The 25,543-nt window shown below is 71.2% G+C and carries 27 protein-coding genes; 9 read left to right on the forward strand and 18 right to left on the reverse strand.

The genetic code is table 11. The features are described 5' to 3' along the window. Positions 1–10 precede the first annotated feature (10 nt). The 6 genes from ACLF3M_RS20540 to ACLF3M_RS20565 all read right to left on the reverse strand — a co-directional run bounded on the left by ACLF3M_RS20540 (position 11) and on the right by ACLF3M_RS20565 (position 5,159). A complete protein-coding gene (locus ACLF3M_RS20540) occupies positions 11–772 on the reverse strand; it encodes a competence/damage-inducible protein A (protein WP_430658844.1) in 762 nt (253 codons plus the stop codon). Positions 773–797: 25 nt separating this feature from the next. Beyond that, entirely contained in the window at positions 798–1,796 is a 999-nt protein-coding gene (locus ACLF3M_RS20545; RefSeq protein WP_430658898.1) for a bifunctional GNAT family N-acetyltransferase/(deoxy)nucleoside triphosphate pyrophosphohydrolase, read from the reverse strand. Positions 1,797–2,001: 205 nt separating this feature from the next. Next, complete coding sequence (locus ACLF3M_RS20550) at positions 2,002–2,505, reverse strand: hypothetical protein (protein WP_430658845.1); 504 nt, start codon at positions 2,503–2,505, stop codon at positions 2,002–2,004. A 60-nt stretch (positions 2,506–2,565) separates the two neighbouring features. Continuing rightward, complete coding sequence (locus ACLF3M_RS20555) at positions 2,566–2,760, reverse strand: hypothetical protein (RefSeq protein ID WP_430658846.1); 195 nt, start codon at positions 2,758–2,760, stop codon at positions 2,566–2,568. 104 nt (positions 2,761–2,864) lie between these two features. Beyond that, positions 2,865–4,070 (reverse strand): bifunctional glutamate N-acetyltransferase/amino-acid acetyltransferase ArgJ, encoded by a 1,206-nt coding sequence (gene argJ, locus ACLF3M_RS20560; RefSeq protein ID WP_430658847.1) that lies wholly within the window; start codon positions 4,068–4,070, stop codon positions 2,865–2,867. Between the two features lie 147 nt (positions 4,071–4,217). Beyond that, positions 4,218–5,159, reverse strand: a complete 942-nt coding sequence (locus ACLF3M_RS20565) for a peptidylprolyl isomerase (RefSeq protein WP_430658848.1) — start codon at positions 5,157–5,159, stop codon at positions 4,218–4,220. A gap of 229 nt (positions 5,160–5,388) precedes the next feature. Between ACLF3M_RS20565 and secA the strand changes: the two genes are divergently transcribed. Both secA and ACLF3M_RS20575 read left to right on the forward strand, forming a co-directional pair. Beyond that, a complete protein-coding gene (gene secA / locus ACLF3M_RS20570) occupies positions 5,389–8,154 on the forward strand; it encodes a preprotein translocase subunit SecA (protein WP_430658849.1) in 2,766 nt (921 codons plus the stop codon). 314 nt (positions 8,155–8,468) lie between these two features. Next, positions 8,469–8,858 (forward strand): cupin domain-containing protein, encoded by a 390-nt coding sequence (locus tag ACLF3M_RS20575; protein ID WP_430658850.1) that lies wholly within the window; start codon positions 8,469–8,471, stop codon positions 8,856–8,858. An 18-nt stretch (positions 8,859–8,876) separates the two neighbouring features. Here the strand turns inward: ACLF3M_RS20575 and ACLF3M_RS20580 are convergent, their stop codons facing one another. From ACLF3M_RS20580 to ACLF3M_RS20610, 7 genes are all read right to left on the reverse strand, one after another. Then, positions 8,877–9,521: a sulfotransferase family protein gene (locus ACLF3M_RS20580; RefSeq protein ID WP_430658851.1), complete on the reverse strand. Its 645-nt coding sequence runs from the start codon at positions 9,519–9,521 to the stop codon at positions 8,877–8,879. Positions 9,522–9,636: 115 nt separating this feature from the next. After that, positions 9,637–10,248 carry a carbonic anhydrase gene (locus tag ACLF3M_RS20585; RefSeq protein WP_430658852.1) on the reverse strand — a complete coding sequence of 204 codons (612 nt, stop codon included), beginning with the start codon at positions 10,246–10,248 and terminating at the stop codon, positions 9,637–9,639. Positions 10,249–10,257: 9 nt separating this feature from the next. Beyond that, positions 10,258–11,832, reverse strand: coding sequence for a bifunctional phosphoribosylaminoimidazolecarboxamide formyltransferase/IMP cyclohydrolase (gene purH / locus ACLF3M_RS20590; RefSeq protein WP_430658853.1), 1,575 nt, complete (start codon positions 11,830–11,832; stop codon positions 10,258–10,260). 86 nt (positions 11,833–11,918) lie between these two features. Beyond that, the gene (locus ACLF3M_RS20595; RefSeq protein ID WP_430658854.1) at positions 11,919–13,052 is read right to left on the reverse strand and encodes a glycosyltransferase family 4 protein; all 1,134 of its coding nucleotides are present in this window, start codon (positions 13,050–13,052) and stop codon (positions 11,919–11,921) included. Between the two features lie 120 nt (positions 13,053–13,172). Then, complete coding sequence (locus tag ACLF3M_RS20600) at positions 13,173–14,819, reverse strand: heparinase II/III family protein (RefSeq protein WP_430658855.1); 1,647 nt, start codon at positions 14,817–14,819, stop codon at positions 13,173–13,175. Position 14,820: 1 nt separating this feature from the next. Beyond that, a complete protein-coding gene (gene rpe / locus ACLF3M_RS20605; protein WP_430658856.1) occupies positions 14,821–15,477 on the reverse strand; it encodes a ribulose-phosphate 3-epimerase in 657 nt (218 codons plus the stop codon). A gap of 48 nt (positions 15,478–15,525) precedes the next feature. Beyond that, the gene (locus tag ACLF3M_RS20610; RefSeq protein ID WP_430658857.1) at positions 15,526–15,996 is read right to left on the reverse strand and encodes an Lrp/AsnC family transcriptional regulator; all 471 of its coding nucleotides are present in this window, start codon (positions 15,994–15,996) and stop codon (positions 15,526–15,528) included. An 89-nt stretch (positions 15,997–16,085) separates the two neighbouring features. On the opposite strand from ACLF3M_RS20610, the gene ACLF3M_RS20615 reads away from it, so the two are divergent. The 7 genes from ACLF3M_RS20615 to ACLF3M_RS20645 all read left to right on the forward strand — a co-directional run bounded on the left by ACLF3M_RS20615 (position 16,086) and on the right by ACLF3M_RS20645 (position 21,715). Further along, positions 16,086–17,069, forward strand: a complete 984-nt coding sequence (locus ACLF3M_RS20615; protein ID WP_430658858.1) for a Bug family tripartite tricarboxylate transporter substrate binding protein — start codon at positions 16,086–16,088, stop codon at positions 17,067–17,069. A gap of 227 nt (positions 17,070–17,296) precedes the next feature. Further along, the gene (locus tag ACLF3M_RS20620; protein WP_430658859.1) at positions 17,297–17,773 is read left to right on the forward strand and encodes a GcrA family cell cycle regulator; all 477 of its coding nucleotides are present in this window, start codon (positions 17,297–17,299) and stop codon (positions 17,771–17,773) included. 48 nt (positions 17,774–17,821) lie between these two features. Continuing rightward, positions 17,822–18,130, forward strand: coding sequence for a hypothetical protein (locus tag ACLF3M_RS20625; RefSeq protein ID WP_430658860.1), 309 nt, complete (start codon positions 17,822–17,824; stop codon positions 18,128–18,130). Continuing rightward, positions 18,130–18,387: a hypothetical protein gene (locus ACLF3M_RS20630; protein WP_430658861.1), complete on the forward strand. Its 258-nt coding sequence runs from the start codon at positions 18,130–18,132 to the stop codon at positions 18,385–18,387. Before ACLF3M_RS20625 ends, ACLF3M_RS20630 begins: the two co-directional genes overlap by 1 nt. Positions 18,388–18,728: 341 nt before the next feature. Next, positions 18,729–19,658: a 4-hydroxy-3-methylbut-2-enyl diphosphate reductase gene (gene ispH / locus ACLF3M_RS20635; RefSeq protein WP_430658862.1), complete on the forward strand. Its 930-nt coding sequence runs from the start codon at positions 18,729–18,731 to the stop codon at positions 19,656–19,658. A 59-nt stretch (positions 19,659–19,717) separates the two neighbouring features. Next, positions 19,718–20,677 carry a tripartite tricarboxylate transporter substrate binding protein gene (locus ACLF3M_RS20640; RefSeq protein ID WP_430658863.1) on the forward strand — a complete coding sequence of 320 codons (960 nt, stop codon included), beginning with the start codon at positions 19,718–19,720 and terminating at the stop codon, positions 20,675–20,677. Between the two features lie 63 nt (positions 20,678–20,740). Beyond that, positions 20,741–21,715 carry a Bug family tripartite tricarboxylate transporter substrate binding protein gene (locus tag ACLF3M_RS20645; RefSeq protein ID WP_430658864.1) on the forward strand — a complete coding sequence of 325 codons (975 nt, stop codon included), beginning with the start codon at positions 20,741–20,743 and terminating at the stop codon, positions 21,713–21,715. 13 nt (positions 21,716–21,728) lie between these two features. Here ACLF3M_RS20645 and ACLF3M_RS20650 read toward each other — a convergent pair whose 3' ends face one another. From ACLF3M_RS20650 to paaA, 5 genes are read right to left on the reverse strand one after another with little or no spacing between them, the layout of a single operon-like run. Beyond that, positions 21,729–22,817 (reverse strand): 2Fe-2S iron-sulfur cluster-binding protein, encoded by a 1,089-nt coding sequence (locus tag ACLF3M_RS20650; RefSeq protein ID WP_430658865.1) that lies wholly within the window; start codon positions 22,815–22,817, stop codon positions 21,729–21,731. A gap of 13 nt (positions 22,818–22,830) precedes the next feature. After that, positions 22,831–23,475: a 1,2-phenylacetyl-CoA epoxidase subunit PaaD gene (gene paaD, locus ACLF3M_RS20655; RefSeq protein WP_430658866.1), complete on the reverse strand. Its 645-nt coding sequence runs from the start codon at positions 23,473–23,475 to the stop codon at positions 22,831–22,833. Next, positions 23,469–24,233: a 1,2-phenylacetyl-CoA epoxidase subunit PaaC gene (gene paaC, locus ACLF3M_RS20660; protein ID WP_430658867.1), complete on the reverse strand. Its 765-nt coding sequence runs from the start codon at positions 24,231–24,233 to the stop codon at positions 23,469–23,471. Before paaC ends, paaD begins: the two co-directional genes overlap by 7 nt. Further along, a complete protein-coding gene (paaB, locus tag ACLF3M_RS20665) occupies positions 24,233–24,520 on the reverse strand; it encodes a 1,2-phenylacetyl-CoA epoxidase subunit PaaB (protein ID WP_430658868.1) in 288 nt (95 codons plus the stop codon). Before paaB ends, paaC begins: the two co-directional genes overlap by 1 nt. 5 nt (positions 24,521–24,525) lie before the next feature. Further along, on the reverse strand, positions 24,526–25,530 hold the full coding sequence (gene paaA, locus ACLF3M_RS20670) for a 1,2-phenylacetyl-CoA epoxidase subunit PaaA (protein WP_430658869.1): 1,005 nt from the start codon (positions 25,528–25,530) through the stop codon (positions 24,526–24,528). Between the last annotated feature and the right edge of the window lie 13 nt (positions 25,531–25,543).

The raw sequence follows: 25,543 nt of genomic DNA on the forward strand, positions 1-25,543 counted from the left end.
TCGGGAAGCGTCAGACCGGCGGCTCGCCCTGCACGGGCTTGCCGCCGACCGCACGCAGCAGCGTGGTGATGTCGCGCGCCGCAGCCTCGGCCGCCTCGGCGTCGGCGCCCTTCGCCACCAGCGCGACGCCCCCGCCGCCCATGCGGTAATAGGGGTAGCTGCCGATATCGAGCGCCGGCCAGCGCGCCTGGATCGCCGCCAGCCCCTCCGCGATCCGGCCTTCCATCACGCCGTCGGCGTGCACGGTGCGCGACGCGATGGGCGGGCCGCCCTGCAGGCTCGGCGCCAGGCTCTCGAACATCGCCTGCATGATGCGCGGGACGCCGGCCAGCACATGGACGTTGCCGATGGTGAAGCCCGGGGCGATGGAGATCGCGTTGTCGATCAGTTCCGCGCCGCGCGGCATGGTCGCCATGCGCTGGCGCGCGGCGTTGAACTCGCCGGGCTTGTAGTGCCGCTCGAGCCGCCCCCAGGCCTCCGGGTGGGGCTCCCATGGCACGCCGAAGGCCTCGGCGATGCATTCGCTCGTGATGTCGTCATGGGTGGGGCCGATCCCGCCCGTGGTGAAGACGTGGTCGAACCTGGCGCGCACCTCGTTCACCGTCGCGACGATCGTCGCACGGACGTCGGGGATGACACGGACCTCGCGCAGCGGGATGCCGATCGCGCCGAGACGGGTCGCGAGGAACTGGATGTTGGCGTCGCGCGTGCGGCCCGAGAGCACCTCGTTGCCGATCACGAGCAGGCAGGCGGTTGGGTTCCGCTGTGTCATCGGCCCTCCGTGTCTGCGCCGAAGGTTACAGGAAATCCCTGAGCAGCGCGACCAGCGGCTTGTCCGCCGGCGGCATCGGATAGTCCGCCAGCTTCTGCGGGCGCACCCAGGCCAGCGCCTGGCCCTCCACCGGCGTCGGCTGGCCCGACCATCGGCGGCAAAGGAACAGCGGCATCAGCAGGTGGAAATTCTCGTAGCCGTGGGAGGCGAAGGCGAAGGGGGCGAGGCAGCTTTCCGCGACGTCAATCGCCAGCTCCTCCTTCAGCTCGCGGATCAGCGCGACCTCCGGCGTCTCGCCGGGATGCACCTTGCCGCCCGGAAACTCCCAGAGGCCGGCCAGCGCCTTGCCCTCGGGCCGGCGGGCCAGCAGGACGCGGCCATCCCCGTCGATGAGCGCCACGGCGGAGACGAGCACGATGCGCTTGCCCTCCGGCGCCGCCTCCCGCACGGGGGCGGCGGGCGCGGGCGGCGGGGCATTCGCCGGCAGGTCGGCGCGCGTCATCTCGAACAGCGCGACCGGCATGGCGCCGCCACGCGAGAGGAAGTCCTGCGCGCCCTCGCCGATTTCGCGGAAGCCGATGCGCGCGAGCAGCTTCCGGCTGCGCGCGTTCTCCAGCAGGGCGGAAGCGACCAGCTTCCGGATGTCGAGATGCGCGAGCGCCCAGCGCGAGAGCCGCGCCGCGGCCTCCGGCCCCACCCCGTGGCCCCAGAATCTCCGTCCGACCCAGTAGCCGAGCTCAGCCTGCTTCGCACCAGCGTCGAGCGTCAGGCCGACGCAGCCGACCAGGACCTCCTTCTCCTCCGCGGTGCCGGCCGCCTCGACGCCGACGATCGCCAGGTGCCAGGCGCGGCCTTCCTCCATCATCGCATGGGTGGAGGCGATCCACTCATCCGCGAGTTCGCGCGGATAGGGGAAGGGCACGCGGGCGAGCGTCTTGGCGACTTCCCAGTCGTTGACCAGGCGGTGGAGGTCGGCGGCATCCGCGGCGCGCAGCGGGCGGAGCGTCAGGCGCTCGGTGCGCAGCGCCTCGAAGGGCGGGGGGGCGAGCGGGTCGTGCGTATCGGTCAGGACAAATCCGCCCCGTCAATGCAGATGCCTCGCCGCGGCGCGAATCCCGCCCCTGGCGTGCGCCGTCATACCGGATGGCCGGCACGGGGGTAAGGCGGCGGCCCGCGCGGTCGCGGTCGATTGCCGCGCGCTGCGCTCAGCGCGCCACGCCGCGGCGCGATCAGAACGAGAGCAGGGTCACCGCGACCTCGGCGCCGGTGCCGAGCCGGGTTGCGAAGGCCATCATCGTCTGGCTGGGCACCGCGACGGTTCGCGGCACCCGATCGGGCCCGACAAGCACCAGGAAAGCGCCGCCATCGAGCACCTCGGCCAGCATGCCGCGGATGCGACCGGGCGCCGCTTCGCGCGCCGCGCCCAGGCTGGTCGCGATCAGGGGGCGGCCGGCCGCGTCGTATTCCGCGATCACCGTCATGCCGGGCCGGAGCCGCGCGAGGTTGCGGCCGTCCGGGAAGGTCATGTCGAAGACGCCGCCACCCGCCGTGCCAAGCCGCACCAGGCGCATCGCGGGCTCCACCGCCTGCACGGTGGCGTAGGCCGCCAGGCTGCCGATCTCGGGCGGCGGCGGCGCAGGAGCGGCCGGCGGCCCTGGCCGCGCTTCGACGACGACGCAACCCGGCAGGGCGGCGGCGCAGGCCAGGCCGAGCAGGCTTCTCCGGTGGCGCATCCGTCTTCCCGAGTCGCGACGATGCATTGTCGGCGCGGAACGACGCGCCGGCGAGGGCGATCAGCCCCGCCGCGGCGGGGCTTCGGCCGGCCGGCGCTTCGCCTGGTTCCAGTCCTCGGGCGCGGGATAGCGGTCGTAGTGGTCGGGCTGGACCGGCAGCCAGTCCGGCCGCTCGGAGCTCTGGTTGGCGGGGATGCCCCGGTTCGCGCAGGCCGCGAGGGCAAGCAGCAGGATCACCGGCACCAGCCTGACCATGGCAGCCTTCCACGACGACGGCGGGGCCGGCCGCCCGTTGGACCCGGCGATTCACGCCCTTCGTGTCGCCCGCCTGCGGCGTGCCCACTCAGAGCGATCGCGGGCTAGCTGCGATAGGCCCCGTTGATGTCGATGTAGCCGTGGGTGAGGTCGCAGGTCCACACCCGCGCCTTGCCGTTGCCGAGGCCGAGGTCGACGTCGATGCGGACCTCCCGCCCCTTCATGTGCGCGACCACGGGGCCTTCGTCGTAGCCCGGCACGATCTCCCCTTCCCGTGCCATCCAGGTGCCGCCGACGGCCACCGACAGGCGGTCGCGGTCGGCCGGCTCGCCGGCCTTGCCGACGGCCATGACGATGCGGCCCCAATTCGCGTCCTCGCCGGCGACCGCGGTCTTCACCAGAGGCGAGTTGGCGATTGTCATGGCAATGCGATGCGCCGATCGCGCGCTGACCGCCCCGGCGACGTTGATCTCGATGAGCTTTTGGGCGCCCTCGCCGTCGCGCGCGACCATGAGAGCCAAGTCCATCAGCACCTCGTTCACCGCGCGGGCGAAGTCGCGCAGCATCGCACCGCCCTCGGCCGGGACGCGCGGATGCTTCGTCGCGCCGGTCGCGAAGAGCAGCACGGTGTCCGACGTGGACGTGTCGGAATCGACGGTGACGCAATTGAAGCTGCGGTCCGTGCCCTTCTTCAGGATGGCCTGCAGCGCGCCGGCCGGGACCTTCGCGTCGGTGGCCAGGAAGCACAGCATCGTCGCCATGTCCGGCGCGATCATGCCGCTGCCCTTGGCGATGCCGCTGACCGTCACGGTGGCGTCACCGATCCTCGCGGTGCGCGTGGCGCCCTTGGGGAAGGTGTCGGTCGTCATGATGGCGCGCGCGGCATGGGGCCAGAGATCGGCGCGGAGCGCCGCCTGCACGCCGGGCAGCGCCGCGGTCAGCTTCTCCGTCGGCAGCTTCTCGCCGATCACGCCGGTGGAGGCGAGGAAGACCTCGATCGGCTTGCAGCCCGCGAGCTTCGCCATCGCGTCGGCGGTCTGACGGCAGGTCTCGCGGCCGGCCTTGCCGGTGAAGACGTTGGAATTGCCGGCGGTGACCACCAGGGCGCGCGCCTTGCCGCCCTTCAGCGCGGCGCGGCACCAATCCACCGGCGCGCCGGGGCACTTGTTCCTGGTGAAGACCCCCGCGACGGTCGTGCCGGCGGGGAAGGTCATCAGGGTGACGTCCTCGCGCGCCTTGTAGCGGATGCCGGCAACGCCGGTCGCGAGCATGACGCCCGGAACGGGCGGCAGCTCGGGAAGCGGGAGCATGAGAGGGGAGACGGGCAGGTCCTTGCCGGAGGCCATGGGCGCAGGTCCAGGGTGGGAGGTCACGAGGGCGCGCGGATGAAGCCCCCTCCATGCCCTCCCCCGCAAGCGGGGGAGGGTGGAAAAAGCGAAGCGGGGCGGGAGGTTTATCTACCGCCGCTGCTGCTGGGGCGGGGGCGGCGGGGCGGCGTTGTCCAGCGGGCTCGGCGGGCGGGCCGGGGCCTCGCCGCCGGCCAGACGCTCGATGGTCGCGTCGGCCCGGATGCGGTCGACGGCCTGGTTCACCGCTTCCTCGAAGGTCTGCTGGCGAAGCTGGTCGCGGCTTTCCTCGAAGGTGGGCGGCGCCATGGAACGGCGCTCCTCCACCTTGATCACGTGCCAGCCGAACTGGGTCCGCACGGGATTGGCCGAGATCTGGCCGGGCTGCAGGGCAAAGGCCACGGCCTCGAATTCCGGGATCATGTCGCCGCGCTTGAAGAAGCCGAGATCCCCGCCCTCCCGCGAGCCCGGGCCGGTGGAGCGCTGGCGCGCCACGGCCGCGAAATCGGCGCCGGGACGACGCACCTCGGCGAGCGCGGCGCGCGCCTCCGCCTCGGTCGGCACGAGGATGTGGCGGGCGCGGATCTCGTCCTCGACCGGGCGGCTGGCGACCTCGCGCTGGTAGCGGGCGCGCAGCGCCTCCTCGGTCAGCAGGGGCTGGACCTCGCGGATGATGAGGGCCTGCTGCAGGGCCTCGTCCTCGGCCCGGCGGATGCGGGCCTGCACGGCGGGGTCGCGATCCAGCCCGGCGCGGCGGGCCGCGGAGACGATCGCCTTCTGCGTGATGATCTGGTCGAGCAGCAGCGGCTGGAGCACCGCTGGCGGGACCGAGCGCAGCTCATCCGGTAGGCGCTGCGCCTCGGCGTCCAGGTCGGACTGGCGGATGTCCTGCCCGTCCACCCGGGCCAGCACGGGGTCGGCGGCCGGCGCGGCAGCGGGCGGTGCGGCGGCGGGCGGCGCGGCGACAGGCGGCGCAGCGGGCGCCGGCGCCTGGCCGAGGACGGGGCTGGCCGGCAGCAGGGCGGCGGCAAGGAACAGGGCCGGACGGCGCATCAAGGTGTAACTCCGGAGGGCGCCGGAAGATGGCGGATGCGTCCCGCCCCTACAAGGCAGGGCGAGGCTGTCCCGCGGGGCCCGTCGCGTTGACGCGCCCCCTGGCCGCGCCTATCTCTCGACCGCCGCGGCGACGCCGGCGCCGCGCCTCCATGCCCGGCTGCCCGTACCGCCTTCCCCGCCCCGTCCGGGGCGCGCGACCGGCCCCGGCCGGAGACGACAGGACGACATGTTCCAACGCCTCATCCGCGCCTTCATCGGCACCTCGAACGACCGCGTGGTCAAGCGCTACCAGGCCCGGGTTCCGGCCATCAACGCGCTCGAGCCCCAGATGGCCGCCCTGTCGGACGAGGCACTGCGCGGCAGGACCGCCGAGTTCAAGGACCGCCTGGCCAGAGGCGAGACGCTGGACGACCTGCTGCCCGAGGCCTTCGCCACGGTGCGGGAGGCGGCGAAGCGCGTGCTCGGCCTGCGCCACTTCGACGTGCAGATGATCGGCGGCATGGTCCTGCACGACGGCAAGATCGCGGAGATGAAGACCGGCGAGGGCAAGACCCTGGTCGCGACGCTGCCGGTCTACCTGAACGCGCTTTCCGGCAAGGGCGTGCATGTCGTCACCGTCAACGACTATCTCGCGAAGCGCGACTCCGAATGGATGGGCCGGGTCTATGGCTTCCTCGGCCTGACCACGGGCGTGATCGTGCACGGCCTGACCGACCAGGAGCGCCGCGAGGCCTATGCCGCCGACGTGACCTACGGCACGAACAACGAGTTCGGCTTCGACTACCTCCGCGACAACATGAAGTATCGCCTGGATGAGATGGTCCAGCGCGATTTCAACTACGCCATCGTCGACGAGGTCGACAGCATCCTGGTGGACGAGGCCCGCACGCCGCTGATCATCTCGGGCCCGACGGACGACACGTCGGACCTCTACAACCGCGTCAACGCGGTGATGAAGGACCTGGTCAAGGACACCTCCCTCTTCGAGAAGGACGAGAAGTTCAAGACCGTCCACCTGGTCGAGGACGGCACCGAGAAGCTCGAGGAGATGCTGCGCGAGGCCGGGCTGCTGACCGAGGGCGGGCTCTACGACATCCACAACGTCTCGCTGGTGCACCACGCCAACCAGTCGCTTCGCGCGCATGTGCTGTTCACGAAGGACGTGGATTACATCGTCAAGGCCGTCACGGAATACGGGGTCACCCAGGACAAGGTGATCATCATCGATGAATTCACGGGCCGCATGATGGAAGGCCGGCGCTATTCCGACGGCCTGCACCAGGCGCTGGAGGCGAAGGAAGGCGTGCCGGTCCAGCCGGAGAACCAGACGCTCGCCTCCATCACCTTCCAGAACTACTTCCGGCTCTATCCCAAGCTGTCCGGCATGACCGGCACGGCGTCGACCGAGGCCGACGAGTTCGCGGAGATCTACAAGCTCGACGTCGTCGAGATCCCGACCAACGTCGCCGTCGCGCGCATCGACAACGACGACGAGGTCTACCGCTCCGCGCAGGAGAAGTACGATGCGGTGATCGGCCTGATCGAGGAGGCGCGCGGCCGCGGCCAGCCCATCCTGGTCGGCACCACCAGCATCGAGAAGTCGGAGCTGATCGCCTCGCTGCTGAAGAAGAAGAAGATCCCGCACCAGGTGCTGAACGCCCGCTACCACGAGCAGGAGGCCGGCATCATCGCCCAGGCCGGCCGGCCGGGTGCGGTGACGATCGCGACCAACATGGCGGGCCGCGGCACCGACATCCAGCTCGGCGGCAACGCCGACATGCTGGCGCGCGCCGAGATAGGCAACGCTGACAGCCCGGAATACGAAGGCGCGCTGGCGCGGCACAAGGCGGAGGTCGAGGCGGTGCGCCCGAAGGTGAAGGAGGCCGGCGGCCTCCTCGTCATCGGCACCGAGCGGCATGAGAGCCGGCGCATCGACAACCAGCTCCGCGGCCGGTCGGGCCGCCAGGGCGATCCCGGGCAGTCGCGCTTCTTCCTGTCGCTCGAGGACGACCTCATGCGCATCTTCGGCAGCGACCGCATGGGCGGGATGCTGCAGAAGCTCGGCCTCAAGGAAGGCGAGGCGATCGTCCATCCCTGGATCAACAAGGCGCTCGAGAAGGCGCAGAAGAAGGTCGAGGCGCGCAACTTCGACACCCGCAAGAACCTGCTGAAATACGACGACGTCATGAACAACCAGCGGCGCGAGGTCTATGCGCAGCGCCGCGCCTTCATGAACGCCGACGACGTCTCCGAGACCATCGCGGAGATGCGCCACGAGACCATCGGCGCGCTGGTGGACAAGGCGATCCCGGAGAACGCCTACCCCGAGCAGTGGGACGTCCAGGGCCTGCAGGAGAAGGTGCTGACCATCCTCGGCCTCGACCTGCCCGTCGCCGACTGGGCGCGAGAGGAAGGCATCGACGAGACCGCGGTGCGGGAACGTCTGGAGAAGGCGGTGAACGAGGCCTATGCCGCGCGCGTCGCCAATATCGGCCCCGAGCTCATGCGCATGGTAGAGAAGTCGCTGCTGCTGCAGATCTTCGACGCCGTGTGGAAGGAACACCTGCTGTCGCTCGATCACCTGCGCCAGGGCATCGGCCTGCGCGCCTACGGCCAGCGCGACCCGCTGAACGAGTACAAGTCCGAGGCCTTCAACCTGTTCAACGCGATGCTCGAGGATCTGCGGGAGCGCGTGACGAGCGTGCTGATGCGCATCGAGATCTCGCCTTCGGCCCCGCCGCCGATGCCCGAGCCCGTGAGCGTGCTCGACATGCGCCACCCCGCGCCGGAGAACGCGGTGGCGGGCGAGCTGGAACTGGCGGGCGCCGAGCCCGCTCAGCCCTATGGCACGGCGGCGCAGGCGCAACGCCAGCCCCTGGTCTCGGCCGCAGTGGATGCGAACGACCCCTCGACCTGGGCCGCAACGCCGCGCAACGCACCCTGCCCCTGCGGGTCGGGCAAGAAGTACAAGCACTGCCACGGGCGGGCCTGAAGCCAGGGGCCGCGTGACGCCGCTGCCGGGCGCGCTCCGGCACGGCCCGCGCGGCGCATGATGCCCTCTCCTGCCCTTCGGGCGATGGCGCTCGCGCGCCGGGGCGACCGCGGTCATCGATCTCGGCCGGCGTCTGCCTGGACTCGCGCCGCCGGTCGCCCACCAGGGGACCGCATTCTGCGACGAGCATCTCGGGCCCGAGGCGATCGAGGCATACACGCTCGAGCTGCTTCGGCTCTATGCTGCGCTCTGCCCGCCGCCCGCCGCCGGGTCCGTTTGAATCCGCGCGGCCGCCGCGAGGAGGAGAGACGCCCATGTCCGAAGCCGACCTGTCGTCGCGGATCGTCGAGGTGGACGCGCTGGACTGGGTGCCGACGCGTTTTCCCGGCATCGCGATCAAGACGCTCTATCGCGACGAGGCGACCGGCCGCTTCACCGCGCTGTTCCGCTGGGATCCGGGATCGGAGCTGCCCGAACACATCCACGTCGAGCTCGAGCAGTCCTTCATCCTGGAAGGCTCCCTGGTGGACCAGGATGGCGAGGTGACCGCGGGCAACTATGTCTGGCGCCCCGCCGGCAGCCGGCACGTCGCCCGCGCGCCGAAGGGTGCGCTGGTGCTTGGCTTCTTCCTGAAGCCCAATCTCTTCCTTGACGAGGCCGAAGGCGAGCCTTCGGTCACTGCATCGGCACCGCCTGGCCGATGACCTCGAGCGCCCTGGCCGTCAGTCCAGCGGCTTCTCACCGCGCACCATCGGCCAGAAATCCTCGGTCGAGTTGACGCGCGGGAAGGGATCGGACGGCATGGGGACGCCGAGGAACCGGCAGAGCGGCGCCCACCCCTCCGCCACGTCGAAGACCAGCAGGCGGTCGGGGGGGATCGCGGCCTTCACCTCTTCCGTGCGCCGGCGGAAGGCAGCCAGGGCGTTGGCCTTGTCGGTGATGCGGCCGTCGAAGGTCTGCCGCTCGATCATCTCGACGCCGGCGGCCTGCAGCATGGTCGCGACATGCGGCGGCAGCGGGAAGTTCGCGCGTTCGTCCACCAGCTTGGCGATCGTGGCGGAGAAGCTCTTCCACCACGCTTCCTCCGGCCGGACGGAAAGCACCACCTTCGCCCTGGGATAGTGCGCCGCGAGCTCGCGCCAGACATGCGCGCCGGGCCAATCCACCTGGCTGCGGTAGCCCGCGAAGACCGCGTCCCAGTCAACGGCCTGCCTGGCCGCGATTTTCACCCAATGCGCTGCCTGCGGCGGATTGGCGAAGACCTCTTCCATGTGGTGACACGGGCCGAAGCCCAGCTTCTCCAGCGCCCGCTTCAGCGAAGCGGTGCCTGTGCGGCCGAAACCCGGCCCGATGACCTCGAGCGCCATGCGCGACCCCCGTGTTCGACAAGGATCTCCCGCGCCCGGCAATGTCGGGAGAATGGGATTGTCGCAGAATGTCTCGATCCTCGCAATCCGTTCCACACCCGCCGCGACAGGGGGGTCAGACCGGGGAGAAGCCGTCCGTCTCCGGGTCGAGGACGAGCAACCGGCCCGTCGCGACGCCGAAATGCGCGCCGCGCAGGTGGAGCTTCCCCGCCGCCACGGCCTCGGCGACCCAGGGGAAGGTCAGCAGGTTTTCGATCGAGATGCGGATCGCCTCGTGCTCGCAGGCTTCCTGCGCGGCTTCCGGCGTGTCGCAGCGGAGCGCGGTGGAGCGGGCGCGGTCGGCTATGTGGATCCACCCCGCGACGAAGTCGCTGGCCAGGTCGGGCGTGCCTTCCAGCAAGGCGCGGATGCCGCCGCAGAGCGCGTGGCCCATCACCACGATGCGTCCGACGCCGAGCACGCGCACCGCGAACTCCACCGCGGCCGAGGTGCCGTGGAAGGCGGCGTCGGGCATGTAGGGCGGCACCAGGTTGGCGACGTTGCGCACGACGAAAAGCTCGCCCGGGCCGGCCGAGAAGATCATCTGCGGATCGACCCGGCTGTCGGAGCAGGCGATGACCATGGTGTGCGGCTTCTGGCCCTGCGCAGCCAGTTCCTCGAACCGCGCGCGCTGCTGCGGCCAGGTCTCCTCGCGGAAGCGGTGGTAGCCGTCGAGCAGGGGGCCCATGAGTTGAGTCTAGTGCCTGAAGTGGCGCATGCCGGTGAACACCATCGCGAGGCCGGCGTTGTCGGCCGCGGCGATCACCTCGGCGTCCCGGATCGAGCCGCCGGGCTGGATCACGGCCGTGACGCCCGCCGCTGCGGCGGCTTCCAGCCCGTCGGCAAAGGGGAAGAACGCATCGGAGGCGACGACCGACCCCTTCGCCAGGCTCTCCGGCAGCTTCGCAATCTGCGCCGCGGCTTCCGCCTTCCAGGCCGCGATGCGCGCGGACTCCAGGCGGTTCATCTGGCCGGCGCCGATGCCGGCGGTCGCCAGCCCCCTGGCATAGACGATCGCGTTCGACTTGACGTGCTTGCAGACGCGGAAGGCGAAGAGGAGGTCCGTCATCTCCGCATCGGACGGCGCGCGCTGCGTGACGACGCGTAGGTCGGGCGCGACGATCCGGCCGTTGTCGCGCGTCTGCGCGAGGAAGCCGCCGGCGACCGACTTCACCAGCAACCCCGGCGTCGCGGGATCGGGCATGCCGCCCGTCAGCAGCAGTCGCAGGTTCTTCTTCTTCGCGAAGATGGCCTTGGCGGCAGCGTCGGCATCGGGTGCGACCACCACCTCGGTGAAGATCGCGGTGATGCGCTCCGCCGCCGCCGCATCCAGGCTCCGGTTCGCCGCGACGATGCCGCCGAAGGCCGAGACGGGATCGCAGCGCAGCGCGAGGTCCCAGGCCGCGGAGAGATCCTCAGCCTCCGCCACGCCGCAGGGATTGGCGTGCTTGACGATGACGATCGCCGGCCGGTCGAATTCCGCCACGCATTCGAAGGCCGCGTCGGTGTCGTTGAGGTTGTTGTAGGACAGTTCCTTGCCCTGCACCTGCTCCGCGGTGGCGAGGCCCGGGCGCGCCGAGCCGTCCACGTAGAAGGCCGCGGCCTGGTGCGGGTTCTCGCCGTAGCGCAGCGACTGCCGCAGCACGCCGGCGACGGCGAGCCGCGGCGGGAAGGTCTCGTTGCGCTGGCCCGCGAACCAGGTGGAGATCGCCGCATCATAGGACGCGGTGCGCGCGTAGGCGGCGTGGGCCAGGCGGCGACGCAGCGCCAGCGTCGTGCCGCCTTCCTCGAGTTCGGCCCGCACCTCGGCGATCTGCTCGGGGTCGGTGATCACCACGACGCTGTCGTGGTTCTTCGCGGCGCTGCGGATCATCGCGGGGCCGCCGATGTCGATGTTCTCGATGCAGGTCCCGAAATCCGCGCCCTTCGCGACGGTGGCCTCGAACGGGTAGAGATTGACCGCGACCAGGTCGATCGGCGCGATCGAGTGCTGCTCCATTTGGGCGAGGTGTTCGGCCAGGTCGCGCCTGCCCAGCAGCCCGCCATGCACCTGCGGCACCAGCGTCTTCACGCGGCCATCCATGATCTCGGGGAAGCCGGTGTGCTCCGAGACGTCCTTGACGGGGATACCCGCCGCGCGGATTGCGCTCGCGGTGCCGCCGGTGGACAGGATCTCGGCGCCCTGGGCCGCCAGGAAGCGCGCGAACTCCACGATGCCCGTCTTGTCGGAGACGGAGAGCAGGGCGCGGCGGACGGGAAGGCGGTCGGTCATTCGGAGGCCTCGAGGGAGGTCGTGATGGCGCCGTATCGCGCCCAACGCCGCGGGCGGCAACGGGCTGCGGATGAAACCGCCTTCACCTATGCGGCCGGCGAAGGGGCGCCCTGTTCCAGCAGCGCGACGGTCTTCGCGATGATCTTGGGTTCATCGAAGCGGTCGAGCGCGCGCGCCCGCCCGGCATCCCCGAGTCGGCGACGCAGCGCGGGGTCGGCGGCCAGCTTCGACAGCGCCTCGGCCAGCGGCTCGACCGTCAGCGGCGGGACCAGGAAGCCGGTCTCGCCATCCACGACCTGTTCGCGCGGGCCGCGGATGTCGGTCGCGACGACGGGCAGGCCGGTCATCATGGCCTCGATGATGGACATCGGCAGGCCCTCGAAATGCGAGGGCAGGGCGAAGGCGTCCGCCGCGGCCAGCACCCGCGCGACGTCGTGCCGGTAGCCCAGTCGCTTCACGCGGCCGGGCAGCGCGGCCTCGGCGCGGGAGAAATGCGGATCGAGATCCTCGCCATGGTCGGTCGCCAGCCGCTCGCCGACGACCCAGAGCACGCAGTTCGCGGGCGTCGCCTGCATGGCCTGCAGTAGTTCCGGATAGCCCTTGTGGCGCACCAGGCGCGAGACCGCGACGACGACGCAGTCGTCGGGCTTCGCGCCGAGTTCCGCGCGGATCGCGGCGCGCGCCTCGGCATCGGGGTGATATAGCGCGGGGTCGCGCCCGTTCAGGATGGGGATCGGGTTGGGATGGATGCCGAGGCGGCGGGCGTCGCCGGCCTCCTCCTCGCTGACGGTGAGGAAGACGTCGGTGACACGGCCCGCGCGGCGCTCGAGGACCAGCGACAGCTTGGCCCGCCAGGCCGGTCCGGGCTGGTTGAAGAGGAAGCCGTGGCAGGTGAAGGCAATGCAGCGGACACCACAGAGCCAGGCGGCACAACGCGCGATCAGGCTGCTGATCGGCATGTGCGCGTGGACGATGTCCGGCTTCTCGCGGCGGATCAGCGAGACCAGCGCGGCCAGGCACTTCGCCTGCGCGACGGGGTTCAAGCTGCGCGCCATCGGGATGTGCTCGACCCGGAAGCCTTCGCCTCGGGGGATGTCGAGAAGCGGCCCGTCCGCGCAGGCGCCGATCACGTCGTGGCCGCGGTCCCTCAGGCCGCGCATCAACGGCAGCAGGAAGTGGCGCAGCGAGAAGTCGACGTTCGTGACTTCGAGGATCTTCATCTTGCCTCAGGCGCCGGCGCGCCCTCCGGGCGCCTGGCTGTCGCGCCTACGCGCGGTTGCGCGTGGGATCCAGGTTGCGCTGCGCGCGAGGCCGCATTCGCGGCCCGTTTGCTGTCCCACCTAGCCCTCGCCCGGCCCCTGCATCGTCACGCGGCTGATCGCCCATTGCACGCTGGCGGCGCCGGCTTCGGCATAGAGCGCGACCTGCTGGCTGCGCCGCGGCTCCGCGGCCAGGTGGATGCTCTCCTCGATCGCGACGCGCGCGCCCTTCGCGCGGAGGCGCCAGCCCACGCCGGAGGGCAGGCGCAGCAGCACGCCGGCCTCGTCCTGCTGCAGGCTCGCGACCACCGCGGGATGCAGGTGGAAGCGGATGGCGAAGCCCGGCACCTCGACCTCCCGGTCGGGCTCCAGCACGTCTTCGCCGCGGAGATCGTCGCCGGATTCCGACAGATACAGACGCCGACGATGCCGCAACCCGTATTGCCGCAGCCAGCCATCATGCATGGCCTCCAGCCACTGCGCGCCGTTCGCCTCCTGCCGGTCGGCCTCGACCTTGTCCACGCGGCGGCCGAGGCCTTCGGGCTTCAGCTCGCTGGAATTGGTGTCCGCGAGGACCAGGGTGGAATGCGCGGCGGTCGCGCGCATCGCGTCGCGCCATTCGCCTTCGGCAGCCGGCGCGGCGCCGCAATTCACGATCAGCCGGTCGCGGCCGACCGACATCTCGAAGCTCAGCGTGCCGGCATGGGCGAAGCGGTCGGCGCCGCGCGGCAGCCCGCCGGGCGCAGCCTCCCGCTTGCCGGGCGGCGGCGCGCCGACGTCGCAGATCACCAGCGTGCGGCTCGCGGCCAGGCGGTGGAAGCCGGTGTCGGGCAGCGCGCTCGGCGCGCGGCCGCGCGACTGCGCCTGGGTCAGCGCGAGGTCGAGCATCGCGGCCTGTTCCTCCCGCGTGCCGTTGAACAGCGCGAGGCCGCCATCGGCATGGCGCAGCAGCCGCAGTGCCGGCGCGGCGCGGTCCAGCACGGCGTTCAGGATCGGCGGCGCCTCCACCCCCGCGCCGTGCAGCAGGTTGCGGATCTCGATCACGTCCTGCAACGCGGCGAGCTGCTGCGTCGGGCTGCGCTCGACATGCCCGCCATCCGGGTTGAACTGCCGCTCGAGTTCGGCGGGCAGGAAGCGCACGCAACGGCCGAGCCAGGTCTCCTCCTCGAGCGCCACCGCCGCGGCCATCGCGCCCTTCAGCGCGACGAGCGCGCCGCGATGCTGCGCCTCGGCCGGGAGTTCCGCGGTCACCTGGCGGGCGTCCTGCGCCATGCGCTGCATCAGCGCCTTGCGGAAGGCGTCGTCCGCCGTGGCGGCGAGGAAATCCCAATGCCCAAGCCAGGCGGAGATCCGCGCGCCGGCGACCTCCGGCGCTTCGGCCAGCGGATCGCCGCCCAGCGACAGCCAGTCAGAAGCCAGCGCGCGCCCGCGCAGCCGCGCGGCGTCGGTGCCGAGAGCGCGGAGGTCGCGCAGCCAGGCAAAGCCGTGCGCCGCGGCGCGCCAGGCGGGGCTGCCGCCCTGCTGGCCCCAATCCAGCAACCCGTCCTGCTCGGCCGGCCGCAGCGGGCGGACCGTGCCCATCACCTCGAACTCGCCGCGCAGCAGGCGGGCGCCGCGCGCGGCGTCGCCGGGCCAGAGGTCGCGGAAGGCGCGCGCGGGACCGTCCGGCACCTTGATCGGCTTGAGGTTCGCCAGGATGCGACGCGCGCCGCGGAGGATGCCTTCCATCTCAGCGTCCCCGGATCGCGGCGATCGCGGCCTTGTAGTCCGGCTTGCCGAAGACGGCGGTGCCGGCGACCAGCACGTCGGCGCCGGCTTCGATGCAGTCCCGCGCGGTCTCGGCGGTGACGCCGCCATCCACCTGCAGCGCGATCTCGCGCCCCGTCGCATCGATCATCGCGCGCAGCGCCGCAATCCTGGCGAGTTGGGAGCGGATGAAGGACTGCCCGCCGAAGCCCGGGTTCACCGACATGACCAGGACGAGGTCGCAGAGGTCGAGCACCGTCTCCACCGCCGCCAGCGGCGTCGCCGGGTTCAGCACCACGCCCGCCTTCTTCCCCAGTGCGCGGATGGTCTGCAGCGAGCGGTGCAGATGCGGCCCGGCCTCGGGGTGCAGGCTGATCCAGTCCGCACCGGCCTCGGCGAAGGCCGCGAGGAAGGGATCGGCCGGCGCAATCATGAGGTGCACGTCGAACGGCATGGCACTGTGCCGTCGCAGCGCCTTCACCAGCCCCGGCCCGAAGCTGATGTTGGGCACGAAATGCCCGTCCATGATGTCGAGGTGCAGCCAGTCCGCGCCGGCGGCCTCGATCGCGCGCACCTCCTCGCCCAGCCGCGCGAAATCGGCGGCGAGCAGCGAGGGGGCGATTCGGACCGGGCGGGACATGCGACGGTTCTAGCCGTCATGCCTCCGCCACGGAACCACCGTGGGCGCTCATATCGGCAGCGCTGTCGTTCCCTTGACCCGCTCCATCGCGAAGCGGCCGGTGACCTTGCGCAGCGCCGGCACCGCCGCGACGAAGCGGCGGTAGAAGGCGTCGTATCCCGCCATGTCGGGCACCACGACCCTGAGCAGGTAGTCCACGTCCCCGCCGAGCCGCCAGCACTCCACGATCTCCGGCAGGCTGTCCACCGCGGCGGCGAAGCGGCTGATCCAGTCGGCGGAATGGTCGCCGGTCTCCACCGCGACGAAGACCGAGATCGGCAGGCCGACGCGCTGCGGGTCCACCAGGGCGACCCGGCCGGTGATGACGCCCTGCTCCTCCATGCGCTTGATACGCTTCCAGCAGGGGGTGGGGGTGAGGCCGACCTCGCCCGCGATCTCGGCGAGCGAGCGGGAGGCGTCCTGCATCAGCAGGCGCAGGATCTCGCGGTCGATGCGGTCCAACTCCGCCATACCCGCCATCTTGGAACTCCGTCATTGCTTCCTGCCTTCCGGGTAGCACGAAAATCTTTCGCTTGCATCATTTCAGAGGAACGGCAGAACGCCTTTCCATGAACTCGCTCTCTCCCTTACCCCGCCGCAGCCTGCTCGGCCTGCTCGGCGCCGCCGCCCTCGCCCCGGTCGCCCATGCCCAGGCCAGCTGGCCCGACCGGCCGCTGCGGGTGATCATCCCCGTCGCGCCCGGCGGCAGCCTGGACATCCTCGGCCGCACCTTCGCCCGCGCGATCTCGCCGGCGCTCGGCCAGCCCGTGGTGGCGGAGAACCACCCCGGCGCGGGGTCGAACCTCGCCTTCGAGCTGGTGGCCCGCGCGCGGCCGGACGGGCTGACGCTGCTGGTGGGCTCCGACCCGCTGACCATCAACCCCTCACTCTACCGCCGCGTGGGCTACGACCCCGTGCGCGACTTCGCGCCCGTGATCGAGCTGGTGCGCGCGCCGCAGGTGCTGGTCGTGCATCCCTCTAGCCCGGCAACCGACCTCGCGAGCTTCCTGGCGCTCGCAAGGCGCGAGGGGGGCACGATGAGCATGGGCAGCCAGGGCAATGGCTCGATCGGGCATCTCGCCGGCGCGGTGCTGACGCAGCGCACGGGCGTTGCCTTCACCCACGTCCCCTATCGCGGCGGCGGACCCGCCGTGGTGGACGTGGTAGCCGGCCACCTGGACGCGCTGCTGGTCACGCTGCCTGCGGCCATCGAGCATATCCGTGGCGGCCGGCTGAAGGCGCTGGCGGTCAGCGGCCTGAACCGCAGCGCCGCCCTGCCCGAGGTCCCGACCATCGCGGAGCAGGGCCTGCCCGGCTTCGACGTCGTGACCTGGCAGGGCATCCTGGTGCCGGCCGGCACGCCGGAGCCGGTGGTCGCACGGCTCAACGCCGTCCTGGCCGAGGCGCTGGCGAAGCCCGATGTCGCGGACAGCCTGGCGAGCCAGGGCTTTGACCTCCGTGGCGGCACGCCGCAGGCCTTCGCGGCGCTGATCCGCGAGGAAAGCGCTCGCTGGCCCGGCATCGTCAGGGTGGCCAACGCGACGGTGGAGTGAAGGAAGGGGCGGCCAGTCCCCTTCTCGTCTCCGCACGCTTGCTGCGCCGCAGCGTCGCATTTGGTCGCTTGCCCTTGCGATCCACGCGAAGCGCAGGCCTTGTCCACGGGGTTTTCCGCGAATCCATCCACAGATTTCAGCGCGCTGACAGAAACCAGAACTTGTGTCCGGCCCCTGCGTTGCCCTACCGTATCTGGTGTTGGGGGGCTTTAGGGGAGGTTCCGGGCATGGACTGGACCGCGGAGGCGATCGAGCGGCTCAAGGCGCTGTGGGCGGAGGGGCATTCCACGGCGGAGATCGGTCGCCGGATGGGCATCTCGAAAAATGCGGTGGTGGGCAAGGCGCATCGCCTGAGCCTGCCGGCACGCCCGAGCCCGATCCGGCGCGAGACGCTGGGCGCGGCGCCGCGCCCGGCCCAGCCGCGAACCCCGCGCCCGCCGGTGGCGCCGCGCACCACGCTGCCGCCGGTCATGCCGGCACCGGTCGCGGTGGCGCCGGTGGCCTCGCCCCCGCCGCAGCCCGCGGTGGTGCGAAGCTTCCCGCGCCTGTCGGCGACGCGGTCCTGCTGCTGGCCGATCGGCGAGCCCGGCAAGCCGGGTTTCCGCTTCTGTTCGTCGGACGCGATCATGGGCAAGCCCTACTGCCCGGAGCACGCCTCGGTCGCCTATGTGAAGGCCCGCGACCGGCGCGAGGACGCGGCCTGACAGCGGTCTTCCTTAAATTCACCGGATGGGCCGCGCCATCTTCGGCCCATGCGGTTCCATGATCGTCACGAGCATCTGCAGTACCTTAAGGCGGAGTTCGTGGCACGCCGCATCGTCGACACGCCGGCCGTCATCGACGAGGCGCGGGCCTTCATCGACCGCTTCTGGCGCGATGACCCGCATGCCGCGCATTACCTCGCGATCTGGGACGAACTGCTGACGGGCGCCCCGGCCGAGATCGCGGATCGCCTGACGGAAGACACCCCGCGCGGCCAGTATCTGCGGGAAACCTGCCCGCCCTTCGGCGTCATCACGGCCCGGCAGGTCGCGGAACTGCTGGACGGGATGGCTGGCTGATGCTGAAGCGCGCCGGCGTGGACCACATGCGGCGCTCCTCGGCCGCCATCCTGAACCACGACCGGTTCGTCATGATCGGCAGCGGCTCGGCGATCGCAACACAGCCGCGGCTGCCGCTTGCGATGATGCTCACCAGCGAGGTGGACATCTATCCGGACGGCGTCCCCGATCCGAAAGACCTGTCAGATGTGCTCTCCACGTCGACGGCGTCGGCCCGGAGACCGCTATCCTGCCCACGGGCCGGCGCGACCGCCTGATCCCCTACACCAGCGCCGATGCGCCGGGTGTCAAGGCACTCTGCCTCGACCTCGTGGACCTGGCCGTCGCCAAGCTCTGCGCCGGGCGGGAGCGGGCGGGAGCGGGCGGGAGCGGGCGGGAGCGGGCGGGAGAAGGACATCGCCCGGCTGCGGGCCGCCGTGGAGGCGCGCCTGCTCGACCGAGGCTCCATCGAAGAGCGCCTGCCCGAACTGGCCGATCCCCGCGCGCCCGAACCCGCCACGCTGTCAGCCCGGCTCGACACCCTGGGCTGAAAACCCTTCCCGTCCTGGCCAAACTCCCCCATCTTCGGAGCAGCCTGTCACGGGGGATGGACACATCCATGCGGATCCTGCTCGCCGAGCCGCGCGGCTTCTGCGCCGGCGTCGTCCGCGCGATCGAGATCGTGGAGCGTGCGCTGACGCTGCATGGCGCCCCCGTCTATGTCCGCCACGAGATCGTCCATAACCGCCACGTCGTCGAGGACCTCCGCGCCAAGGGCGCCGTCTTCGTCAACGAGCTGGACGAGGTGCCGGAGGGCGCGCTGACCATCTTCTCCGCCCATGGCGTCGCCCGCGTGGTGGAAAAGCTCGCTTCCGACCGCAGCCTCGACGTGCTGGACGCGACCTGCCCGCTGGTGACCAAGGTGCATGTCGAGGGCCGCCGCTACGCCAGGGACGGCCGCGCGGTGATCCTGATCGGCCATGACGGCCACCCCGAGGTCGAGGGCACGCTCGGCCAGATCGACGGCGAGGTGCACCTGGTCGCCGACGCCGCCGATGTTGCCGCCCTGCCCATCCCAGCCGACCGCAAGGTCGCCTATGTCACCCAGACCACGCTCAGCGTGGACGACACGAAGGACGTGATCGAGGCGATCAAGGCGCGCTTCGCCGACGTCGTCGGGCCCGGCACGCGCGACATCTGCTACGCCACGCAGAACCGCCAGGCCGCGGTACGCGACCTCGCCAAGGTCTGCGACGTCGTGCTGGTGGTGGGTGCCGCGAACAGCTCCAACTCCAACCGGCTGCGCGAGATCGCGGAGGAATGCGGCGCGCGCGCCTTCCTCATCGCCGATGCCGGCGCGCTGACCAACGCGATGGTGACGGGCGCGCGCAACGTCGGGCTCACCGCCGGCGCCTCCGCTCCGGAATGGCTGGTGGAGGAGGTGATCGCAGCGCTCCGCGCGCTGGGTGCCGGGGATGTCGCGCCGCTGCCCGGCATCACCGAGGATGTCAGCTTCCGCCTGCCGAGCCGGCTTCAGGCCGCGGAGTAGGCCTCTTCCGCCGCGGCCCACCACGCGATAGCAGGCGTCCGGACAACGGGAGAACGACCATGCTCACGCGACGCCGCCTGCTGCTCGCCGCGACGCCGTTGGTGTCCCCTGCCCTGGCCCAGGGCGCCTGGGTGCCGGATCGCTCCATCACCATGATCGTGGCCTTCGCGGCCGGGGGCGGCACCGACCTTGCGGCGCGCACCATCGCGCGCTTCATGGAGAAGGACCTCGGCGCCTCGGTCGTCGTGCTGAACCGGCCGGGCGCCGGCGGCGAGATCGGCTTCACCGAGCTCGCCCGCGCGCGGCCCGACGGCACCACCATCGGCTTCATCAACACGCCGCACATCGTCACGCTCCCGATCGAGCGCCGCACCCGCTTCACCCTGACCGACTTCACGCTGATCGGGAACATCGTGGACGATCCCGGCGGGCTCTGGGTCATGGCCGACAGCCCCTATCGCACGTTGGCCGACCTGCTGGCCGCGGCGCGGCAGCGGCCGGGGACCATCGGCTATGGCACGACCGGGATCGGCTCCGACGACCACCTCGCCATGCTGGCGCTGGAGCGCGCGTCCAACACCTCCTTCCTGCATGTTCCCTTCGCGGGCTCGGCGCAGGTGAAGCAGAACCTGCTCTCCCGCGCGATCCCGGTCGGCGTGATGAACATGGCCGAGGGCGTTGCCGATGCGCGTCAGGGCACGATGCGCGCGCTCGCGCAGATGGGCGAGACGCGCTGGCAGCCCGCCGGCGACGTGCCGACCCTGAAGGAGATGGGCTTCGACGTCGTCGAGGGCTCGATGCGCGGCATGGCCGCGCCCGCGGGCATGCCGCCGGCCGTGCTGGAGCGCCTCGCGCTGTCGGTCCGGCGCACGGTGGAGGACCCGGAATTCCAGGCGGTCGCGGTGCAGCAGAGCCTGCCGCTGCGCTTCCTCGGCCCTGACGCCTACCTCGCCGAACTCCGGGCGCTGCAGGCGCGCTACCAGGCGCTGTGGAACCAGCATCCCTGGCGAGAGCAGTGACCGCGCTTCCCGGCGGGGGCTCGCTCCTGTAAGGGGCGCGTCAACAACACCGAGGAGGAAACCATGCGCCGCCGCACGCTCGCGCTCGGCCTGCCCGCGGGTATCGCGCTCGTCGCGATCCGCCCGGCCGCCGCGCAGTCCGACTACCCGAACCGCCCAATCCGCATCGTTGTCGGCTTTGCCGCGGGCGGCGGGACGGACCTGACGACGCGCACCATGCAGCCCCGGCTGCAGCAGGCGCTGAACGGCCCGATCGTCGTGGACAACCGCCCCGGCGCCGGCGGCAACCTTGCGACCGAACTCGTGATCCGCGCGCCGGCCGATGGCTACACCCTGCTGATGGGCACGATCGGCGCGCTGGCGATCAATCCGACGCTCTACAGCAATCTTGGCTTCAACCCGCAAACCGACCTGCAGCCCATCGCCATGGCCGGGAACATCCTGAACGTGCTGGTGGTGCCCGCCGACCGGCCCTGGCGCTCGGTCGCGGAGCTGATCGCCGCGGCCAAGGCGCGGCCCGACACCATCACCTATGGCTCGTCCGGCGTCGGCGGCGCGGGGCACCTGGCGGGCGCGCTGCTCGACCAGATGGCGGGCATCAAGACGGTCCACGTGCCCTATCGCGGCGGCGGACCTCTAATGACCGACCTGGTCGGTGCCAAGGTGGACTTCGCCTTCTCCACCGCGCCTACCGCCATCCCGCAGATCGAGGCGGGCAAGCTTCGCGCGCTGGCGGTGCCAACGGCGCGGCGCACCGCGATCCTGCCCGACGTGCCGACGGTGGCCGAGACCCTGCCGGGCTACGAGGTCGGCAACTGGTATTCGCTGCTCGGCCCGCGCGGGCTGCCGGCGCCGATCGTGGAGCGGCTGAACGCCGCAATGCGCGCCACCGTCACCGACCCCGACATCGTGTCGCACCTGGCCCGCCATGGGGTGGAGCCGCTGCAATCATCGCCCGAGGAGCTCGCGCGCTTCATCCGCGACGAGACCGCGAAATGGGCGCCGATCGTGCGGGCGACTGGCGCGACGCCCGACTGAGGCGTCGCCGCCTTCAGGTGGCGTCGTAATCCACGACCAGGCGGTCGGTCTTCGGTCGGCTCTGGCAGGTCAGGGCGAAGCCGGCCTCGATCTCCCAGGGCTGCAGCGAGTAGTTCGTCGCCATCTCCACCTCGCCCTCGACCACCTTCGCACGGCAGGTGCAGCACATGCCGCCGCGGCAGGACCACGGCAGGTCGAGCCCGGCGCGCAGCCCGGCTTCCAGCACCGTCTCGCCGTCTGCGAGAGGGATGCGGCGCGTGACGCCGTCGATGGTGATGTCGGCCATCGCGACGGGCTTCGCACCGGGCGCGATGCCGGGCGCGGGGCGCGGGGCGGCGCCGGGCGCCGGCGTGAAGTGCTCGGCATGGATGTGCGCCGCGGGCAGGCCGAGCGAGGTCAGCGCCTGGGTCGCGGCGTCAGCCAAGCCCGTCGGGCCGCACAGGAACGCCTCGGCGATCGCGCCCGGCGGCACCAGGCCGGGCAGCAGCGCCTGGATGCGCGCCGCGTCCAGGCGCCCGTGCAGGCTGTCGAGCTCGTGCTTCTCGCGGGAGAGGACATGCACGACGGCGAAGCGGTCGAGGTGGCGGTCCTTCAGCTCCTCGAGCGCGGTGCGGAACATGATGTCGGCGCCGCTGCGGTTGCCGTAGAGCAGCACGACGCGGCTGTTCGGCTCGCGTGCCAGCACCGACGAGGCGATGGAGAGCACCGGCGTGATGCCGCTGCCGCACGCGATGCCAAGGATGGTGCGTGGCGGCGCGGCGGGGTCGGGCATCATGCCGAAGCGGCCCTCGGGCGGCATCGCGTCGATCACGTCGCCGGGCTTGAGGTGGTCCACCGCCCAGGCGGAGAAGCGGCCGCCCTCGACGCGCTTGATGCCGACGCGCAGCGCGCCTTCGTCGAGGCCCGCGCAGATGGAATAGCTGCGGCGCAGTTCCTTGCCATCCTCGACGCGGCGCAGCGTGAGGTACTGGCCCGGCGTGAAGCGGAACAGGTCCTCCGTGTGCGGCGGCGGCTGCAGCGTGACGGCGATGGCGTCGAGGGTCTCGCGGTCGATGCGCGTCACGCGCAGCGGGTGGAAGCGGGTGGACGTGACAGCGTTCATGCGTGGTGCCCCGCTACAGACACTTGAAGTGGTCGAAGGGCTCCTTGCAGGCCGTGCAGCGCCAGAGAGACTTGCAGGCGGTGGAGCCGAATTCCGAGAGCTTCTCGGTCTCGCTGCTGCCGCAGCGCGGGCAGGCGAGGTCCTCGTCCATGCCGAACAGCGCGCGGCGCGAGGCCTTGGGCGCGGGCGGCGCGATGCCGTAGGCGCGGAGCTTGTCGCGGCCGGACTGGGTCATCCAGTCGGTGGTCCAGGCCGGGGAGAGCACGAGCTTCACGCGCGCGTCGATGCCCTCTGCGGCGAGCGCGGCCTCGAGGTTCAGGGCGATCATGTTCATCGCGGGGCAGCCGGAATAGGTGGGCGTGATGTCGATCTCGACGGTGCCGGCGTCGGTGACGCGCGCATCGCGCAGGACGCCGAGGTCGGCGATGGAGAGGACGGGGATCTCGGGGTCGGGGATCTCGCCCGCGATGGCGAGGGCGCGTTGGCGGAGAGAGTTCTCCTCCCCGGCTTCGCGGTTCCCTCCCCCGCAAGCGGGGGAGGGAGAGGGTGGGGGTGCCGAAGATCGTGGGGGTGCGGAAGATGAGGGCGTCGGTGACGAAGCACCCCCACCCTGGCCCTCCCCCGCTTGCGGGGGAGGGAATTGAAGGACGCTCACCACGTCGCCCCGGGATAGGCGCGTTGCAGATGCTGCATCACCGCCAGCATGTGGCCGAGCGATTCCGTGTGCACGCCACGCCGCCCGCCGGTCTGCATCCAGCCATCCCCAGGGCGGTCGAGCGTCGCCTCCGCCAGCACGCGCGCGACCGTCGCATCCCATACGGGCCGGATCGCTGCGACGTCAGGCAGCACGCCACCCGCGACCAGGTCGGCATCGTCGGGCGTGAACATCTCGCCGGTGAAGCGCCAGAGCCGGTCCAGCGCATCGGCCGCGCGGCGGTGGCTTTCCTCCGTCCCGTCGCCAAGGCGGATCAGCCACTCGCCGGCATGGCGGACGTGGTACGCGACTTCCTTCTCCGCCTTCGCCGCGATCGCGGCGAGCGTCGCGTCGGTGGACGCCATCGCCGCCTGCCACCACGGATGCAGGAAGGCGCTGTGCAGGAACAGCCGCGCGATCGTGCAGGCGAAGTCGCCGTTCGGCTGTTCCAGCATCAGCAGGTTTCCGAAGCGCGGCGCGTCGCGGAGATAGGCGTAGTCGTCCTCGGAACGGCCGACACCTTCGATCGCGCCGGCATACTGGTAGAGGCTGCGCGCCTGGCCCAGCAGGTCCAGCGCGACGTTCCCCAGCGCCAGGTCCTCCTCGATCATCGGCGCTTGGCCGACCCATTCGGACAGGCGATGCGCATGCACCAGCGCGTCGTCGGCCCGCGCGAGCACGGCGTTCAGCAGCGGCGTCTCCGCCAGCGCGATCGTCGTCATCACATGTGACCCACTTCGTCGGGCACTTCGTAGAAGGTGGGGTGCCGGTAGATCTTGTCCGCCGTCGGCTCGAACAGGCTGTCCTTGTCGGCGGGATCGCTCGCGGTGATCGCTACGCTCGGCACCACCCAGATGGAAAGTCCCTCGCCACGCCGGGTGTAGGTGTCGCGTGCGGCCTGCAGCGCCATCTCGGCGTCGGGCGCGTGGACGCTGCCGGCATGGCGGTGCGCCAGGCCCGCGCGGGCGCGGATGAAGACCTCCCAGATCGGCATCCTGGCTTCGGTCATGGCTGTCACTCCGCGGCGAGCTTCGGGGCGGCCGCCTTGCGCGCGCGCCTTTTCGCGGCATGCGCCAGCGCGGCCTCGCGCACCCAGGCGCCCTCGTCATGCGCCTTCCGGCGCGCTTCCATGCGTTCGCGGTTGCAGGGGCCGTTGCCCGCCAGCACCTGGCGGAACTCCTCCCAGTCGATCTCGCCGAATTCCCAGTGCTTCGTCGCCTCGTTGAAGCGCAGCTTGGGGTCAGGGAAGGTCAGGCCGAGATAGTGGCCCTGGGGCACCGTCGCATCGACGAATTGCTGGCGCAGCGCGTCGTTGGTGAAGCGCTTGATCTTCCAGCGCATGGAGGTGTCGGTGTGCGAGCTCTGCGCATCCGGCGGGCCGAACATCATCAGCGACGGCCACCACCAGCGGTCCAGCGCGTCCTGCGCCATCGCCTTCTGCTGTTCCGTGCCGCGCGCCAGCGTCAGCATGATCTCGTAGCCCTGGCGCTGGTGGAAGCTCTCCTCCTTGCAGATGCGGATCATCGCCCGGGCATAGGGGCCGAAGCTCGTCCGGCAGAGCGGGATCTGGTTCATGATCGCCGCGCCATCCACCAGCCAGCCGATCGCGCCGATATCGGCCCAGGTGAGCGTGGGGTAGTTGAAGATCGAGCTGTACTTCGCCTTCCCGCTCAGCAGCTGCTCGATCAGCTCCTCGCGGCTCGTGCCCAGCGTCTCCGCGGCGGCATAGAGGTACAGCCCGTGGCCGCCCTCGTCCTGCACCTTGGCCAGCAGCGCGGCCTTGCGGCGCAGGCTCGGCGCGCGGGTGATCCAGTTGCCCTCGGGCAGCATGCCGACGATCTCGGAATGCGCGTGCTGGCTGATCTGTCGCGTCAGGGTCCGGCGATAGGCCTCCGGCATCCAGTCGTTCGGCTCGACCTTGTCCTCGGCTGCGACGCGCGCCTCGAAGCGGGCGAGCCGCTCCGGATCCTCCGCGAACTGCGGGCCGGTATCCCTCTGGTTCAGCGCCTGGGTGTACATCCCGCCGCTTCCT

This window comes from Falsiroseomonas sp. HW251 (genome assembly GCF_050563545.1).
Taxonomy (GTDB): domain Bacteria; phylum Pseudomonadota; class Alphaproteobacteria; order Acetobacterales; family Acetobacteraceae; genus Falsiroseomonas.

Bases quoted from the DNA above. Each gene is read 5' to 3' on its own strand.
- ACLF3M_RS20540 (WP_430658844.1), bottom strand. From the start codon at position 772: ATGACACAGCGGAACCCAACCGCCTGCCTGCTCGTGATCGGCAACGAG.
- ACLF3M_RS20550 (WP_430658845.1), bottom strand. From the start codon at position 2,505: ATGCGCCACCGGAGAAGCCTGCTCGGCCTGGCCTGCGCCGCCGCCCTG.
- ACLF3M_RS20555 (WP_430658846.1), bottom strand. From the start codon at position 2,760: ATGGTCAGGCTGGTGCCGGTGATCCTGCTGCTTGCCCTCGCGGCCTGC.
- argJ (WP_430658847.1), bottom strand. From the start codon at position 4,070: ATGCTCCCGCTTCCCGAGCTGCCGCCCGTTCCGGGCGTCATGCTCGCG.
- ACLF3M_RS20565 (WP_430658848.1), bottom strand. From the start codon at position 5,159: ATGCGCCGTCCGGCCCTGTTCCTTGCCGCCGCCCTGCTGCCGGCCAGC.
- secA (WP_430658849.1), top strand. From the start codon at position 5,389: ATGTTCCAACGCCTCATCCGCGCCTTCATCGGCACCTCGAACGACCGC.
- ACLF3M_RS20575 (WP_430658850.1), top strand. From the start codon at position 8,469: ATGTCCGAAGCCGACCTGTCGTCGCGGATCGTCGAGGTGGACGCGCTG.
- ACLF3M_RS20580 (WP_430658851.1), bottom strand. From the start codon at position 9,521: ATGGCGCTCGAGGTCATCGGGCCGGGTTTCGGCCGCACAGGCACCGCT.
- ACLF3M_RS20585 (WP_430658852.1), bottom strand. From the start codon at position 10,248: ATGGGCCCCCTGCTCGACGGCTACCACCGCTTCCGCGAGGAGACCTGG.
- purH (WP_430658853.1), bottom strand. From the start codon at position 11,832: ATGACCGACCGCCTTCCCGTCCGCCGCGCCCTGCTCTCCGTCTCCGAC.
- ACLF3M_RS20595 (WP_430658854.1), bottom strand. From the start codon at position 13,052: ATGAAGATCCTCGAAGTCACGAACGTCGACTTCTCGCTGCGCCACTTC.
- ACLF3M_RS20600 (WP_430658855.1), bottom strand. From the start codon at position 14,819: ATGGAAGGCATCCTCCGCGGCGCGCGTCGCATCCTGGCGAACCTCAAG.
- rpe (WP_430658856.1), bottom strand. From the start codon at position 15,477: ATGTCCCGCCCGGTCCGAATCGCCCCCTCGCTGCTCGCCGCCGATTTC.
- ACLF3M_RS20610 (WP_430658857.1), bottom strand. From the start codon at position 15,996: ATGGCGGGTATGGCGGAGTTGGACCGCATCGACCGCGAGATCCTGCGC.
- ACLF3M_RS20615 (WP_430658858.1), top strand. From the start codon at position 16,086: ATGAACTCGCTCTCTCCCTTACCCCGCCGCAGCCTGCTCGGCCTGCTC.
- ACLF3M_RS20620 (WP_430658859.1), top strand. From the start codon at position 17,297: ATGGACTGGACCGCGGAGGCGATCGAGCGGCTCAAGGCGCTGTGGGCG.
- ACLF3M_RS20625 (WP_430658860.1), top strand. From the start codon at position 17,822: ATGCGGTTCCATGATCGTCACGAGCATCTGCAGTACCTTAAGGCGGAG.
- ACLF3M_RS20630 (WP_430658861.1), top strand. From the start codon at position 18,130: ATGCTGAAGCGCGCCGGCGTGGACCACATGCGGCGCTCCTCGGCCGCC.
- ispH (WP_430658862.1), top strand. From the start codon at position 18,729: ATGCGGATCCTGCTCGCCGAGCCGCGCGGCTTCTGCGCCGGCGTCGTC.
- ACLF3M_RS20640 (WP_430658863.1), top strand. From the start codon at position 19,718: ATGCTCACGCGACGCCGCCTGCTGCTCGCCGCGACGCCGTTGGTGTCC.
- ACLF3M_RS20645 (WP_430658864.1), top strand. From the start codon at position 20,741: ATGCGCCGCCGCACGCTCGCGCTCGGCCTGCCCGCGGGTATCGCGCTC.
- ACLF3M_RS20650 (WP_430658865.1), bottom strand. From the start codon at position 22,817: ATGAACGCTGTCACGTCCACCCGCTTCCACCCGCTGCGCGTGACGCGC.
- paaC (WP_430658867.1), bottom strand. From the start codon at position 24,233: ATGACGACGATCGCGCTGGCGGAGACGCCGCTGCTGAACGCCGTGCTC.
- paaB (WP_430658868.1), bottom strand. From the start codon at position 24,520: ATGACCGAAGCCAGGATGCCGATCTGGGAGGTCTTCATCCGCGCCCGC.
- paaA (WP_430658869.1), bottom strand. From the start codon at position 25,530: ATGTACACCCAGGCGCTGAACCAGAGGGATACCGGCCCGCAGTTCGCG.